We start from the raw sequence: 14,739 nt of genomic DNA, 5'->3' as shown, positions 1-14,739 counted from the left end.
GAACCCGTCTCGAGCCCCGGAGGATAACCACCTTGTCCAATACCGCCACGCTGGCAACCCTGTCCGGTTCCGAACTCGCCGCCGACCCCAACTGGTGGCGCCAAGCATCCGTGTACCAGATCTACCCGCGCAGCTTTGCGGACTCCAACGGCGACGGCCTGGGTGACATCAAGGGCATCACGGCCAAGGTTCCGTACCTGAAAGAACTCGGGATCGACGCCGTCTGGCTCTCCCCGTTCTACCCCTCGGCACTGGCCGACGGCGGCTACGACGTCGACGACTACCGCGACGTCGACCCCAAGCTCGGCACGCTGGCGGACTTCGACGAAATGTCTGCGGCGCTGCACGCCGCCGGCATTAAGTTGATCGCGGACATCGTCCCGAACCATTCCTCCAACCGGCACGAATGGTTCAAAGAGGCCCTGGCAGCTCCGCGCGGCTCCGACGCCCGGGAGCGCTACATCTTCCGGGATGGCAAGGGCGAAAACGGCGAGATCCCGCCGTCGGACTGGGAATCCGTCTTCGGCGGGCCGGCCTGGGAACGCATCACCGAGCCGGACGGCACCCCCGGCCAGTGGTACATGCACATTTTCGCCAAGGAACAGCCGGACCTTAACTGGGCCAACCGCGAGATCCGCGACGATTTCCTCAAGACCCTGCGTTTTTGGTCCGACCGCGGTGTGGACGGCTTCCGCGTCGACGTGGCCCACGCCCTGACCAAGGACCTCACCGAGCCGTTGCTGTCCAAGGTCGAGTTGAGCGAGGCCAACAGTGGAATTGACGGCTTCGACGACGGATCGCACCCGTTCTGGGACCGCGACGAGGTCCACGAGATCTACGTCGAATGGCGCGAGGTCTTCAACGAATACAACCCTCCCCGCACCGCCGTGGCCGAAGCCTGGGTCCATGCCAGCCGCCGCGGCCGCTACGCCAGCCCCGAGGGCCTGGGCCAGGCGTTCAATTTCGACCTGCTCCAGGCCGACTTCGACGCTGACGAGTTCCATGAAATCATCACCCGCAACCTCGCCGAAGCCACCGAATCCGGTGCCTCCTCCACGTGGGTGTTCTCCAACCACGACGTCGTCCGGCACGCCACCCGCTACGGCCTGCCCCAGGGCGGCGGTAAGCACGCAAAGGGCCAGGACGGCAAGGGCTGGCTGCTGGCCGGCGCCCCGGCCGGGGAACTCGACGTCGAGCTGGGACTGCGCCGCGCCCGCGCCGCCACACAGCTGATGCTGGCGCTGCCGGGTTCCGCGTACCTGTACCAGGGCGAGGAGCTCGGACTGCAGGAAGTGGGGGACATCCCCGATTCGGAACGCCAGGACCCCACCTTCTTCCGGAACAAGGGCGTGGAGGTCGGCCGCGACGGCTGCCGCGTGCCACTGCCCTGGACCGCCGAGGGTACCTCCTTCGGCTTCGGCGACGGCGGCGCGCACCTGCCGCAGCCGGCGTGGTTCAGCCGTTACGCCGTCGCAGCCGAGGACGGTGCGGAAGGTTCCACCCTTGAGTTCTACCGCCGGGCCTTGAAGCTGCGCCGTGAACTGCAGACTTCGGAGGAACTGGAATGGCTCGAAACCGGCAACGCCCGTGTCCTCCACTTCCGCCGCCCCGGCGGCTGGCAGGTCGTCACCAACTTCGGCCACGAGCCCGTTGAACTTCCGGCCGGGACGGTCCTGCTCAGCAGCGGGCCGCTCGAGGGGAATCTCCTGCCGGGCAGCACTACCGCCTGGTTGCGGTGAGCTCCCGGGACGGAAGCGGGGCAGCAAATCGTAGCGGCCAAGAGCTGATCTACGGCTGCATGGGCCTGGGCGGCAGCTGGTCTCCGGAACCGTACGCGTCCGCCGACGTGGACGAGGCGGCGCTGGCCGTGGACGCTGCCCTTGAGGTTGGCATCACCTTGTTCGATCATGCCGACATCTACCGTGGCGGCAAGTCCGAAGCCGTGTTCGGCGAGGTGCTGGCGCAGACCCCGGAGCTGCGGAACCGGATCCGGCTGCAGACCAAGTGCGGCATCCGGCTCAACGAGCAGGGTCTTGAGGCGTACTACGACCTGAGCCGGGGCGGGATCCTGACGAGAGTCAATGAAAGCCTCTCCCGGCTCCGGACAGACTACGTGGACGTGCTGATGCTGCACCGCCCCGATCCGCTGATGGACCCCGCCGAGGTGGCCTCCGCCGTCGGCCAGTTGATGGCCGAAGGCAAGGTCCGGGCCGTGGCGGTATCCAATATGTCCGGGGCGCAGATCGAGGTCCTGCAGGACCGGCTCGAAACCCCGGTCATCGCCAACCAGTTGGAGATGAGCCTGCGCCAACGCGCCTGGCTGGAGAGTACGGTGCTGGTCAACCATGCCGAAGGAGCGGACTACAGCTTCCCGCACGGCACGGTGGAACACTGCGGCCGGCACGGCATCGCCCTGCAGGCCTACGGTTCCCTGGCCCGGGGGCTCTACACCGGAGCGCCGGCCACAACGCCGTCGCCGGCGGAGGAAGCAACCAGCCATCTGGTGGCCGGGCTGGCCACCCGGAAGGGCGTCGCCGGGGAATCGATCGTGCTGGGCTGGCTGATGAAGCACCCGGCCGGGATTGCCCCGGTGATCGGGACTGCGAAGCCGGAACGCATCCGGGCCTGTGCTGATGCCGCAGCAGTGGCCGCTGGCATGACCCGGGCCGAGTGGTACCGGCTTTGGGTGACGGCCCGCGGCAGTAACATCCCGTAACTGGCGACATTAACATCCCGTAGCTTGTGACTTTGCTCGTATTGGTCCGTCTCGAAGGCGGAATACTTGGCTGGGGACGGCCTCGAACGGATAGCGTAGACCCATGACTTCCACCACCACCGCCGGGACTGTCCGGCCTCAACGCAACATTCCAGCTGAGATCGCCCGCTCCTGGCTGCTGGTCAACGCTATGAAACCCGAACTCTTCGACCCGTCGGCCGTTTCCCGCGCGGACGCCATCATCCTGGACATCGAGGATGCGGTGGACCCGTCCCAGAAGGATGCCGCCCGCGGCCACGTCGTGGACTGGCTGACTGCCGGCGGCAGTGCCTGGGTCCGGGTGAACGACGCTACCAGCCCGTTCTGGGCCGACGATCTGGCCGGTCTCCGGGGTACCCCGGGCCTACTCGGTGTGATGCTGGCCAAGACCGAGTCCGCGGACCAGGTCACCGAAAGCTTCCACCGGATGGACGGCAAAACGCCGGTCATCGCGCTCGTCGAGTCTGCCGTGGGCATCGAGGAAGCCAACAACATCGCCAAGGCCCAGGGCGCGTTCCGCCTCGCGTTTGGCTCCGGCGACTTCCGCCGCGACACGGGTATGGCGGCCACCCCTGAGGCGATGGCCTACCCGCGGGCCAAGCTGGTCGTGGCAAGCCGGGTCGGGAACCTGCCTGGCCCCATCGACGGCCCCACTGTCGGCACCAACCACCCGATCCTGCGCGAACAGACCGGGATCACGGTGATGATGGGCATGACTGGCAAGCTCTGTCTCGCCGTCGATCAGACCAACGTCATCAACGAGGTCATCAGCCCAACGCCGTCGGATGTCGCCTGGGCCACCGACTTCATGGCCGACTTCGAGGCCAGCGGCCGCGTCATCCGCGACGGCTCGGACCTCCCGCGCCTGGGCCGCGCCGAGAAGATCATGAAGCTCGCGGTAGCCTTTGGGGTGCAGCCGGCCGTCTAGGCAATCGCACCAAGCAGACCCCGCGACCAATCCCCGTTCTGTGGTCCGCGGGGTCTTTTGGGAAACCGAACCGGGGGCGGCCCGCACACCAACCGCGGGAGCCCGGTTCCGCGCCCGGCCCGGTAGACTGGCGCGGTGCTGAAAGAATTCTGGGAGTCCGCGCCAACCACGTACAAGGTGCTGGTTTTCAGTGCCATGGCTCTGCTTGGCGTGGGCATAGTCCTGAACCTGATCGGCAACAGCACCGGCAACGAGCCGCTGGCGGTCTCCTCCCTTGCCGTGATCGGATTGGGCCTGATCCTGCATCTTGCCGGCATTGTGGTCCGCGGCCAGGCGATCCGGAAAAACCTCAAACGATAGCGGCGGTATTCCGTCGGACGTGGCTGCGGGCGTGCGCCACGGCCTCGGGCAGCGACGTGAACAGGTGTTTGTGGTGGCGCAGCGAGCGAATGACCCCGACGTTTGTTACGAGCTCCAGGTGTTGGGGCTGGACGCCCTTCAAGAGGACAGTCACGCCGCGAAGTTCGAGTGCGGAGATGACCTCCACCAGCGTGTGAGCCCCTGTAGCGTCGAGCATCCGTACCTGCGACAGCCGGATGATGGCCACCTGGATGTCCTTGACCTGGCTGATTTCCTGCAGGACCCGTTCCGCAGCGCCGAAGAACATGGCCCCTTCCAGCCTGAAGATGGCGATGTGCTCGTCCCCGTCCTCTGGGGGTGCCGGAATCTGCTCGCGCTTCACCCCGCTGAGCGAGGCGAATTTCCGCAGTGTGAAGAGGGCGGCGGCGACCAGGCCGATCTCGATGGCCACAATGAGGTCGAAGGCCACTGTAATAACGGCTGTCAGGACGAACACAAAAGCGTCGGCGCGGGTGGAGCGCAGGATGGCGGTGACCGTGTGCCGTGACACCATCCGGCTGGCCGTCACCATCAGGATCCCGGCCAGGACCGCCAGCGGGATCTTCCCGACCAAAGCTGCCGCCGCATAGATGATGGCCAGGAGCACCAAGGCGTGCACGATCGCGGAGAGCCTCGTTTTGGCTCCCGAGCGGACGTTGACAGCGGTCCGGGCGATGGCGCCCGTGGCAGGCATGCCGCCGAAGAACGCGGCCGCAATAGAGGCGAGTCCCTGGCCCATCAGCTCGCGGTCCGGGCTGTATACCCCGGATGGCCGGCCGTCGGGGCCCACCATGCCGGCGGCTACCCGGGCGGAGAGCAGGGACTCGATGGCGGCCAGCATCGCGATGGATACTGCGGGCATCAGCAACGAGCCCAGCGCGGCCGGGTTCAGCGCCGGGAGCGAGGGTGCGGGCAAGGAATGCGGCAGGGCGCCGATCCGCGGAATCTGCAGTTGCAGTACTTCAGCGGCGACGGTGGCCAGGAGTACAGCGATCAGGCTTGCGGGCAGCGCCTTGTTCAGTTTCGGCAGAAGCAGCATCACGGCGGCGACGCCGGCGACGACGGCCAGCGTCTGCAGGACGGTGGGCGCCGTGGCCAGGGAGGCGCTCTCGAAAGCAGCCAGCACGGTATTGTGCCCTGGTATTGCCTGCGTGCCCGTGGCGAGCGGCACCTGCTGAAGGAAAATAATGGCAGCGATGCCGAGCGTGAACCCCTCGACCACCGGCCACGGGATGAAAGCCACGGCCCGGCCCAGTCCGCTTAAGCCCAGGATCACCACCAGCAGTCCGGCCAGCAGGGAGACCAAGGCAATACTGCCGGCGCCGTTGGCGGCAACAACCGGGGCCAGCACCACAACCATCGCGCCGGTGGGGCCGGAGACCTGGACGTGGGAGCCGCCCATGACCGCGGCCACCAGCCCGGCCACAACGGCGGTGATGAGTCCGGCCTCGGCGCCGACGCCCGAGCTCACTCCGAAGGCCAAGGCCAGCGGCAAGGCGACGATGCCCACGGTGATTCCCGCCAACAGATCCGTCTTCCAGGACGAACGCAGCCCCGCATAGTCCCGGCGGGACGGCAGGAACCGGCTGAGCTGGTTCAGTGCGGCGCTCATGAAGTGGGACTCTTCAGATGCTCGCTGGGAAGTGTCTGCGCGAGTTTAAGCTGTTCGTTGGAACCGGCCAGGCTGTCGAGCAGGAATGCCCGGGCAATGGCCAGGAGCTCGGCGATCTTTGGATGGGCCAGCCGGTAGGTCACGGCGTTGGCGGTTCGGGTGGAAGTCACCACCCCATGCCTGCGCAGCGTAGCGAGGTGCTGGGACAGGTGGGATGCCTCAAGCCCCGTCTCGGCCAGCAGGTAGCTGACGGGAGCCGAGTTATCCGGTGCAGCCGAGAGCAGTTCGAGCACGCGGATCCGCGCCGGGTGGGCGAGGGCCTTGAACAGGTTCGCCTTGATCTCGTAGAGAGGGGTTTGCGCCGGTGAAATCATTGCTGCCTGTGCTTTCTTGTCGGCGCGGATCCGGCGGGCGGACTTAGCCGAGGACATCAGTTGATGACTTGATGTTTTCATCATACCGCAATTGTTGTCTCTGTACAGCTCCATGTCTTCGACGCGGTCCACCCGTGGCCTGACGCTAGGCTGGAACCCATGACTATCAATCCGGATCTGCAGGGACGCAACTACCCTGCCCAAGAGGTGTACGACGTCGGCCGCGAGAAAATCCGCGAGTTCGCCCGCGCGGTCAAGGCCACCCACCCCGCCCACTTCGATGTGGATGCGGCCAAAGCCCTGGGCCACAGCGACCTGGTGGCGCCGCCTACCTTCGCGATCATTGTCGCCCAGCGGGCCGACGCCCAGCTGGTCGAAGACCCGGACTCCGGCATCGACTTCTCCCGGGTGGTCCACGCGGACCAGCGGTTCGTCCACCACCGGCCAATCTTTGCCGGGGACAGGCTCGTGGCAGAACTGCACGTCGACGGCGTTCGTGCCATGGGCGGGGGAGCCATGATCACTACGCGGTCGGAAATTTTCGCCCTTGCCCCGGAGACCGGCGCCGCAACGGAGCGCGAAGCCGTGGCCACCGCCACCTCCTCCATCCTGGTCCGCGGAGAGGGACAGTAGACATGACACCCATACTCACAGAGCTCGCGGTCGGCCAGAACATCGGCAGCCGCCACATCGAGATCTCCCGCACGGACCTGGTTAAGTACGCGGGCGCGTCCGGTGACTTCAACCCCATTCACTGGAACGAGGCCTTCGCTACGGGCGTGGGATTGCCTGGTGTCATTGCGCACGGGATGTTCACCATGGGGTCTGTCGTCCAGCTCGTCACCGACTGGGCCGGCGACCCCGCCGCAGTCGTGGATTTCCAGACCCGGTTCACCAAGCCGGTCCCGGTGTCAGACACCACAGGCACGGCAGCGGCCGGCGCCGTGCTCGAAATCAGCGGCGCCATCGGGGCGATCGACGCCGACGCAGGCACCGTCCGGGTGGACCTCACCGTTATTTCGGCCGGCCAGAAAGTACTGATGAAGGCCCAAGCCGTCGTCAGGCTGGCGTAGGCGCATGGCGACGCCGTGAACGTGCGCACGGGCCAGGCGGCGGAGGTCACGCACTGGCGCAACGCAGTTGTTGTTGCGTACGCGGTCAGCGGCATCGCGTTCGCCACCTGGGTGTCGCGGCTGCCGGCCATCCGCGACGGACTGGACCTCACCCCGGGAAATGTGGGGCTGCTGCTGCTGTGCCTGACCGTGGGCTCCTTTATCTCCGTCTCCGCGTCCGGGCTGATTGTGCTGCGGTTCGGGTCGAAGCAGACCATCCGGATTGGCAGCATCATGGTGGGCTCCGGTCTGCTGCTCGCGGGCCTGGGAACCTCCGTCCTGGTCAATCCGCTCGTTGTCGCCGCGGGGCTGGCCATCATCGGCCTCGGCACAGCGAGCTGGAACACGGCCTCCAACGTCGAGGGTGCTGCTGTCGAACGCGCCGTCCGCAGGCACATTATGCCCCGGCTGCATGGTGCCTTCAGCCTGGGTACCGTCGCCGGCGCCGGCACCGGTGCCTGGGCGGCGGGGGCCGGTGTGCCCGTGTTCTGGCACTTCGCCGGTGTGGGGCTGCTGGTGGCCGGCTCCGTGGCCACCGCCGCTTTATGGTTCCGCGCGGACAGTACCCCGATCGAACCCGGCCTGGGCTTCACGCCGGCCACACCGGATACCTTCGACGACCCCTCCACCGGGCCGATACCCCTCATCAGGCTTGAGGCGGACCGGCCCGAGGCTCCGCTGGACAACAAACGCCAGATCGCCCAGGCCTGGCGGGACCGGCGGACCCTTCTGCTGGGTGTGCTTGTGCTGGGGCTCGCTCTCGCGGAGGGCGCGGCCGGGGACTGGGTGGCCCTGGCGCTCGCCGATGGCCACGGCCAGTCCGACGCGGCGGGTGCCGCCGGCTACGGGCTTTTCGTTACGTTTATGACGGTGGGACGCTTTGCCGGCACAGTGGTCCTGGACCGCTTTGGCCGTGTCCCGGTGATGCGCTGGTGCGCGGCCCTGGCGGTGCTGGGCCTGGGTTTGTTCGTCTTCGCGCCGGCGCCTTGGGTGGCCTACGTGGCCTTGGCGGTCTGGGGACTGGGCGCCTCGCTGGGCTTCCCGGTGGGCATGTCCGCCGCCGCCGACGATCCCCTCAAGGCAGCCGCCCGGGTTTCCGTGGTCTCCACGATCGGTTACGGCGCATTCCTCTGCGGGCCCCCGTTGCTGGGTTTGCTCGCGGAACACGTTGGCATCCTGCACTCCCTGCTGGCCGTGATGGTGATGCTGGCGGTCAGCTTCCTGCTCTCCCCGGTGGCCCGGAAGATCGACCAGCGACCTGCTTAGGGGACTCCGGCCATACCCGGCTAGGCTGGTCAGGTGACCCAGACATTGCTCTCTGCCCTTACCACGGCCGCCGTCGGTGGCCCCGCCGGCACCCTGATCGAGGCCCGCACCGAGGCCGAAATCATCGAGGCCGTCCGCTCAGTGGATGCTGCCGGTGAGCCATTGCTGATCCTCGGGGGCGGCTCCAACCTGCTCGTGTCCGACGACGGCTTCCCCGGCACCGTAGTGAAGATCGCCTCGGAAGGGTTTACGGTCAACGCGGAGGACTCCTGCGGCGGCGTCGCCGTCGTCGTCCAGGCCGGCCACAACTGGGATGCCCTCGTGGAACACGCCGTGCTGCACGCCTGGTCCGGGATCGAAGCGCTCGCCGGGATACCGGGCGCCACGGGCGCCACCCCGGTCCAGAACGTCGGTGCCTACGGCGCGGACGTTTCCCAGACCATCGCCGCCGTCCGGACCTGGGACCGGCAACGTCAGGCCGTGCAGACCTTCACCAACTCGGAGTTGAAGTTCGGCTACCGCGATTCGATCCTCAAACAAACCACTGTCAACGGCTCCCCGCGCTATGTGGTGCTCACGGTCGAGTTCCAACTGCCGCTGGGCCGGATGAGCGCCCCTATCCGCTACGCCGAGCTCGCCCGCGCACTGGGCGTTGAGGTGGGCCAGCGGGCCTATTCCAACGATGTCCGCCGTGAGGTGCGCCGGCTCAGGGCGGCCAAGGGCATGGTGTGGGACCCCGCGGACCGGGACACGTACTCCACCGGATCCTTCTTCACAAACCCGATCGTGCCGGCAGCCGTAGCCGCCGCGCTGCCGGGGGATGCGCCGCGCTACCCCGGTGCCGACGGGCTGACCAAGCTCTCGGCAGCCTGGCTGATCGACCGGTCCGGTTACGGCAAGGGCTTCGGGCTGGAGCCGGACAGCGTTTCCGGCGGCCGGGCTTCGCTGTCCACCAAACACACCCTGGCGATCACCAACAGGGGAACGGCAAGCACCGCGGACCTGCTCGCGATCGCCCGCGAAGTGCGCCGCGGCGTCGTCGAACGCTTTGGGATTGAACTGCATCCGGAACCGCTGCTGATCGGCGTGGAGCTCTAAAATCCTCGACCCAAGGGGTCCGCGCGGATCGGGTCCGGCGCCGCCGATCAGTTCCGGCTGCGCCGCCCGACGACCCGGCTGAACAACATAAACGTGAAGCCTGAGGCGGCGGCACCCTGGAAGAAGACCTGGCAAAACGCCACGGACTGGTCGCTGGGACCGCTGCGGAGCAGGAAACCGGCGCAAGCGAAGACGACCGCCCCTGCCAGCAGGGCCAGCGAACCGAGCAGGAAGCTCTGCACGGTATCGGGGAATTCACCGGGGCCGCTGCCGTCCCGGGAATCACTGCCGCCATGCGCCGGATAACGCGGCTGGAGAGAAGCTGCCGTCACGAAGCTGGCCACCGCCACCGCCATGGCGACCACCGATACCAGCTGCATGGTGCTCATCAGCGGCGAGAGCCGGGTCCCGCTGGCAATGGCAACGGTGAGTCCGGCGGTCATGCCGGCAGCGCTGGAAGCCCAGCCCAGCAGGGCCAGCCGCCGGCTCAGGGGCCGCAGCAGCGGCCACATCTCACTCAAGGTCATCCATCAAGGGTAGGGAATCCGGCTGGAAGGCGGCTGGGAACGTCCCGGCAGTCGTCCTAGCATGGGGTGTATGGGAGCACCGCGGCGTTACCGGCTGACCAGGGGGATCATGGGCCGGCTGCGACTGGCCTCGCAGGGGCTGGCCGGGGCCGGATTCAGCAGCGTTCCGGCGGCCGTGCGCTCGATGCCGGCGATGCAGGCGCAGGACATGCGCTCCGTCCTCTGGGCGATTGGCCAGCGGGTGCCGGGCTCCCTCGTGGGCGATGTCCGCAACGCCCTGGACCGGGGGGAGATCGTCCGCTCCTGGCCGATGCGCGGCACCTTGCACGTGCTGGCCCCCGAAGACCTGAAGTGGGTGTTGGCCATTACCTCCGATCGGCTGATCCGCGGCCTGGCCGGGCGGCACAGGGAGCTCCGCATCTCGGCTGCGGATGTCGACGCCGCAGCCGGAACCGCTCTCCAGCTGGTCTCCGGCGGTGCAGCCGCGAGCCGGAGCGAACTCTTTAACGCCTTTGAACTCGCTGGCCAGTCCACGGCCGGCCAGCGCGGCATTCACCTGCTCGGTGCCCTCTGCCAGCGGGCCGTGCTGGTGCAGGGACCACTGGCCGGCAACCAGCAGCTGGTGGTGGCTTTTGACGACTGGATCACAGGGTCGCGGAGCCTGGACCGGGCCGAGGGCATCGCCGAGTGGCTGCTGCGGTACCTGCGCAGCCACGGGCCCGCCACCGGGCGTGACTTCTCCTGGTGGGCGGGCATCCCGCTCGCCGAGGTCCGGGCAGCACTGGCCGACGTCAAGGGCCAGCTGGTGGAGCTGGACTTCGAGGGGACCAGCTACTGGCTCTCCCCGGAGACTGCGGCACTGCTCGACGACGGTGTCCCCGGTGCGCGCACGGTGCTCGCGCTGCCGGGCTTTGATGAGTTCCTGCTCGGTTACACCGACCGGTCGCTGGTGTTGCCGCCGGAGCATGCGAACAAGATTGTGCCGGGCGGCAACGGCGTGTTCAAGAAGACCATTGTGGCCGGCGGACGGATCGTCGGCACCTGGGGTGTGACCGGCAGTGGCAGGGCCCCGGCCGCCGTGCCCGAGCCGTTCGACGATGCCAATGGGCTGCGGCCTGCGGCGCAAAAGTCCTTTGAGCTGCAGGCCGCGAAATACCGCAGATTCCTCGGCGTCTGAACCGGGGGTGCGCCTAGAGGTTGCCGGTGGCTATGTTGAGCATACGCCGCAGCGGTTCGGCAGCGCCCCACAGCAGCTGGTCACCGACGGTGAACGCGCTGACGTACTGCGGGCCCATCTCCATCTTCCGGATCCGGCCCACCGGAATGTTCAGCGTTCCGGATGCCGCCACCGGGGTGAGGTCTGCCATCGAGGCGTCCTTGGTGTTGGGCACCACTGTGGCCCACTCGTTGTCAGCAGCGAGGAGATTCTCGATCTCCGCGACGGTGAGGTCCTCGCGGAGCTTCAGCGTCAAGGCCTGGGAGTGCGAGCGCATGGCGCCGATCCGGATGCACAGACCGTCCATGATGATGTGATCATCGCCGGCGGTGCCCAGGATCTTGTTGGTCTCCACCCCGGCCTTCCACTCTTCCTTGGACTGGCCGTTGCCGAGGTCCGCGTCGATCCACGGGATCAGGGAGCCGGCCAGCGGTACCCCGAACTGGCTCGCGTCAATGTTGCTGCGCTGGTGCGCCAGGACCTTGCGGTCGATCTCCAGGATGGCCGACGCCGGGTCGTCCAGTTCCGTGCTGACCTCGGCGTTGAGTGTGCCGAACTGGCTCAGGAGCTCACGCATGTGCCGGGCGCCGCCGCCGGACGCCGCCTGGTAGGTCATCGAGGTGCCCCACTCGACGAGCCCGTTTTTGAACAGCCCGCCGAGGCCCATCAGCATGCAGGAGACCGTGCAGTTGCCGCCGATGTAGTCCTTAACGCCGCCGGAGAGGCCGGCGTCGATCACGTCTCGGTTGATCGGGTCCAGCACGATGATCGAGTCGTCGTTCATCCGCAGGGTGGAGGCGGCATCGATCCACAGGCCGTCCCAGCCGCGGTCACGCAGCGCACCGTGGACCTGTTTGGTGTAGTCGCCGCCCTGGGCTGTCACGATGATGGGCAGCTTCGCCAGAGTCTCGACGTCGAACGCATCCTCGAGGGTGCCGGCATCGCCCCCGGCGGGACCGGCCAAGGATGGGGCCGCCCCTCCCGCGTTCGAGGTGGAGAAGAAGACCGGGTTGATGGTGGCGAAGTCGCCCTCGTCCTGCATACGCTGCATCAGGACGGAGCCGACCATGCCACGCCAACCGACCAGTCCAACGGACGGGGTAGCTGCTGTAGTCATTAGCCCAGTTTAGGCTTTGCCGGCGCCGGGGCGCAGTCGGTTACGTCATCGCGTCCCGGTCCGGGATCACCCAAGGGGCCGGGGGAGGTTGCGGACCGTGCGCAATTTCTCCGCCCGGCGCTCCTTGGCGTAGCTCGTCCAGGCGACCAGCGGCACCAGCACTCCCACCGGGATGGTCCACCAGATGTCACCGAGAATCTCCCAAGTGCCGTCAATCGCAATCCGTGCCAGGCCGTAGGCGACACCGCCGGCGAAGAGCGAGGCCAGGACGGCGAGGAAGAGCAGGCCGCCGGAGGAGCTGACGGGTTTGACCAGCCCATGGCCGTCATCCTTGCGGACTCCGTACTCGTCCGGGGTGTAAGCGATCAGTTCGCCGTTCGCGCCCCGGCGGTGGATCCGGCCGTCTTCCCCGGTCCGGGCTCCCGTGTAGCCAGGTTCCGGTGGTACGTCCGAACTACGCCTGGCCACGGGACACCTCAATGGCCCGGAGCAGTCCGCCGTCGTCCAGGCCTTCGGTTTCCGCGACCTTGTCCTGGGCGAAGTCGGGGACTCCGGTCGTCCACGAACCTTCCTCGCGCCGGACCAGCAGGTGCTGCTCGGTATCGAGAGTCTTGAACACGAGATAGGCAGAGCCTCCGGCATTCTGCTCGATGTGCTGGCGCACCAGGCGGAGGGTCGCTTCGGCAGAGCTGATGCTGGTGTCCTGGGCGAAGACGAACCAGGTGCCCAGCAGCCGCGGCTGCAGCATGAGGGCCACTCCGGGGGCCTCGATCAGCACCACGTTGTCCATCGCGTCCCCGGTCAGCAGGGAAACTTCGGTCCAGCGGGTTGCCTGCCCCAGGGCCGTGGCCACCGCGGACGCGACGCCGTTGACTCCGAGGTCACCGTCATCATCAATGGTGGCCATGTCCCGCGCCATCAGGGACGATGCGCCTGCCGTGGACAGGGTGAGATCATCCACCATGTCCTGGGCGCGGAAAACGCTTACCGAACGGTCCCTCGCCGGCCCCTCGAAGACGTTGAGCAAATAGGCAAACTCGCCCACGCCGAAGCCGATGACGTCGATGCCGAGCCGTGGCTCCTGCTGTGTCTGATCCTGAACGCTCATGTGAGTCTCCTAATCCCCGAAGCCGAAGAACTTGGCCACGGACTTTCCGGCGTCTTTGACGTTATCCGCGGCATCGCTGACGAACTTGCCTGGATCCTGGACCGCGTTGACGATTCCTTCGCCGACGTTCTTGCCGACGCTGCTGATCGTGTCCCAGTTTTCGTAGATGGCTATTCCCACGCTGGCAACTTGGCAGACGGTCCCGGCGGGCGGCGGCAAAAAGCAGCCGACCCCGAGGAGTCCCTTGCCGGCGCTGGCCATCCCGCCCTTGACGTCGCCATCGGCGAAACTCCGCACCGAGTCGACGGCGCTGAAGCCGACGCCGGCCCAGCCGAGGCCCCTCGCGAGGCCGGACTTCCCCAGCCACTCCAGCTTGGTGCCGGCACCAAGCCACGGCTTCTCCGCGAAGACCTTTTCGAATTTGCCCAGCGGCCCGACATACTTGTCCAGGTTCCGCAGCGAGACGATGTCTGAGGCTTTGTCGACGGCGGCGAGGCCCCGATTTGTTGCTGCGGAACTTTTCAGCAGCTTATCGAGGGCCGGGTTGCTGATCAGGCGGTGCGGGGCGAAGCCGGGACCGCCGATCCGGTGCTTGCCCTGCACAAAGGACTTGACGAAATCCGCGCGCTGGTTTTTCAGCACCCAGCCGAACTGGCCGGCATGCTTGGCGAGGGTCAGCGGTGCCTTGAGGTATTTCTGGATCTGCATCCCGGCCCTGATGCCGCCAATGCCGCCGGCGACTGCACCGCCGAGCAGCGGCCCGATGCCACCGCCGTTGCTGCTGCCGTGGCTGCCGCCGAGCGGGCCGGGCCCGCCGCCGGCCCCGGCGGCGGTAACACTGGCTTTCTCCTGCTGGTCGGCGTGGGTCAACAGCCGCTTGGACTCTTCCTTGAGGGCCTGGGCGGTCCTTTGGATCAGGGCGCGGTGGCTGCCGTTCCACTCGGAGGTGAAGCGGGCGCCGTCTGCTCCCTTCCAGGACGTGTTGCCGTTGATGGCCGACGTCAGCGTGCTCGACTGCCGGAGCAGCGTTTCGGACGTCTTGCCGAACTGTTGTGCGAGCGTGCGCAACTGGGCGACGTCGGCGCCCCACAAGTTTCCTGCCATAGCGGCTCCCCCTCTTCGTGCATCAGCCTAACCGGCTGCGACCGGGACCTGGTGTATTCCGGCGTGTGTATTCAACCGGCACCAATCTAACCGCAACACTCGTGCGCGGCGATGGGGTGTTCT

General features: G+C 67.2%; 16 protein-coding genes. 9 read left to right on the top strand and 7 right to left on the bottom strand.

Translation table 11 applies throughout. From position 1 onward, the window contains the following. Positions 1-32 precede the first annotated feature (32 nt). The 4 genes from QK287_RS08055 to QK287_RS08040 all read left to right on the top strand — a co-directional run bounded on the left by QK287_RS08055 (position 33) and on the right by QK287_RS08040 (position 4,043). Positions 33-1,739, top strand: coding sequence for a glycoside hydrolase family 13 protein (locus QK287_RS08055; protein ID WP_282359780.1), 1,707 nt, complete (start codon positions 33-35; stop codon positions 1,737-1,739). Further along, a complete protein-coding gene (locus QK287_RS08050; protein WP_282359779.1) occupies positions 1,736-2,716 on the top strand; it encodes an aldo/keto reductase in 981 nt (326 codons plus the stop codon). The genes QK287_RS08055 and QK287_RS08050 overlap by 4 nt, the downstream gene beginning before the upstream one ends. Positions 2,717-2,819: 103 nt before the next feature. Beyond that, complete coding sequence (locus QK287_RS08045; RefSeq protein ID WP_226774803.1) at positions 2,820-3,683, top strand: CoA ester lyase; 864 nt, start codon at positions 2,820-2,822, stop codon at positions 3,681-3,683. A gap of 135 nt (positions 3,684-3,818) precedes the next feature. After that, entirely contained in the window at positions 3,819-4,043 is a 225-nt protein-coding gene (locus QK287_RS08040; RefSeq protein WP_226774802.1) for a DUF3188 domain-containing protein, read from the top strand. On the opposite strand, the gene QK287_RS08035 is transcribed toward QK287_RS08040, so the two are convergent. Further along, positions 4,033-5,694, bottom strand: coding sequence for a SulP family inorganic anion transporter (locus tag QK287_RS08035; protein ID WP_282359778.1), 1,662 nt, complete (start codon positions 5,692-5,694; stop codon positions 4,033-4,035). The genes QK287_RS08040 and QK287_RS08035 overlap by 11 nt on opposite strands. Beyond that, a complete protein-coding gene (locus QK287_RS08030; RefSeq protein ID WP_226774813.1) occupies positions 5,691-6,068 on the bottom strand; it encodes a metalloregulator ArsR/SmtB family transcription factor in 378 nt (125 codons plus the stop codon). Before QK287_RS08030 ends, QK287_RS08035 begins: the two co-directional genes overlap by 4 nt. Before the next feature lie 159 nt (positions 6,069-6,227). Between QK287_RS08030 and QK287_RS08025 the strand changes: the two genes are divergently transcribed. The 4 genes from QK287_RS08025 to QK287_RS08010 are packed head-to-tail and all read left to right on the top strand — an operon-like array spanning position 6,228 to position 9,544. Next, positions 6,228-6,701 (top strand): MaoC family dehydratase N-terminal domain-containing protein, encoded by a 474-nt coding sequence (locus QK287_RS08025; protein ID WP_282359777.1) that lies wholly within the window; start codon positions 6,228-6,230, stop codon positions 6,699-6,701. Positions 6,702-6,703: 2 nt separating this feature from the next. After that, the gene (locus QK287_RS08020; RefSeq protein WP_282359775.1) at positions 6,704-7,141 is read left to right on the top strand and encodes a MaoC family dehydratase; all 438 of its coding nucleotides are present in this window, start codon (positions 6,704-6,706) and stop codon (positions 7,139-7,141) included. A gap of 15 nt (positions 7,142-7,156) precedes the next feature. Further along, complete coding sequence (locus QK287_RS08015) at positions 7,157-8,446, top strand: MFS transporter (protein ID WP_282359774.1); 1,290 nt, start codon at positions 7,157-7,159, stop codon at positions 8,444-8,446. 33 nt (positions 8,447-8,479) lie between these two features. Further along, complete coding sequence (locus QK287_RS08010) at positions 8,480-9,544, top strand: UDP-N-acetylmuramate dehydrogenase (RefSeq protein WP_226774797.1); 1,065 nt, start codon at positions 8,480-8,482, stop codon at positions 9,542-9,544. A 47-nt stretch (positions 9,545-9,591) separates the two neighbouring features. Here QK287_RS08010 and QK287_RS08005 read toward each other — a convergent pair whose 3' ends face one another. Then, positions 9,592-10,071 carry a hypothetical protein gene (locus tag QK287_RS08005; protein ID WP_282359772.1) on the bottom strand — a complete coding sequence of 160 codons (480 nt, stop codon included), beginning with the start codon at positions 10,069-10,071 and terminating at the stop codon, positions 9,592-9,594. 70 nt (positions 10,072-10,141) lie between these two features. Between QK287_RS08005 and QK287_RS08000 the strand changes: the two genes are divergently transcribed. After that, a complete protein-coding gene (locus QK287_RS08000; RefSeq protein WP_282359771.1) occupies positions 10,142-11,248 on the top strand; it encodes a winged helix DNA-binding domain-containing protein in 1,107 nt (368 codons plus the stop codon). A 13-nt stretch (positions 11,249-11,261) separates the two neighbouring features. Here QK287_RS08000 and asd read toward each other — a convergent pair whose 3' ends face one another. The 4 genes from asd to QK287_RS07980 form a co-directional block, all read right to left on the bottom strand. Then, positions 11,262-12,404, bottom strand: coding sequence for an aspartate-semialdehyde dehydrogenase (asd, locus tag QK287_RS07995; RefSeq protein WP_282359769.1), 1,143 nt, complete (start codon positions 12,402-12,404; stop codon positions 11,262-11,264). A 66-nt stretch (positions 12,405-12,470) separates the two neighbouring features. After that, on the bottom strand, positions 12,471-12,872 hold the full coding sequence (locus QK287_RS07990; protein WP_226774793.1) for a hypothetical protein: 402 nt from the start codon (positions 12,870-12,872) through the stop codon (positions 12,471-12,473). Further along, positions 12,859-13,512 (bottom strand): hypothetical protein, encoded by a 654-nt coding sequence (locus QK287_RS07985; RefSeq protein WP_226774792.1) that lies wholly within the window; start codon positions 13,510-13,512, stop codon positions 12,859-12,861. The genes QK287_RS07990 and QK287_RS07985 overlap by 14 nt, the downstream gene beginning before the upstream one ends. Before the next feature lie 9 nt (positions 13,513-13,521). Then, a complete protein-coding gene (locus QK287_RS07980; RefSeq protein ID WP_226774791.1) occupies positions 13,522-14,616 on the bottom strand; it encodes a WXG100 family type VII secretion target in 1,095 nt (364 codons plus the stop codon). Between the last annotated feature and the right edge of the window lie 123 nt (positions 14,617-14,739).

The sequence above is a fragment of the Arthrobacter sp. AL05 genome (genome assembly GCF_029960715.1).
In the GTDB taxonomy this organism is placed as follows: domain Bacteria; phylum Actinomycetota; class Actinomycetes; order Actinomycetales; family Micrococcaceae; genus Arthrobacter.
The sequence above is the reverse complement of the archived record's forward strand: the minus strand, read 5'-3'. Positions and strand labels throughout refer to the sequence as shown.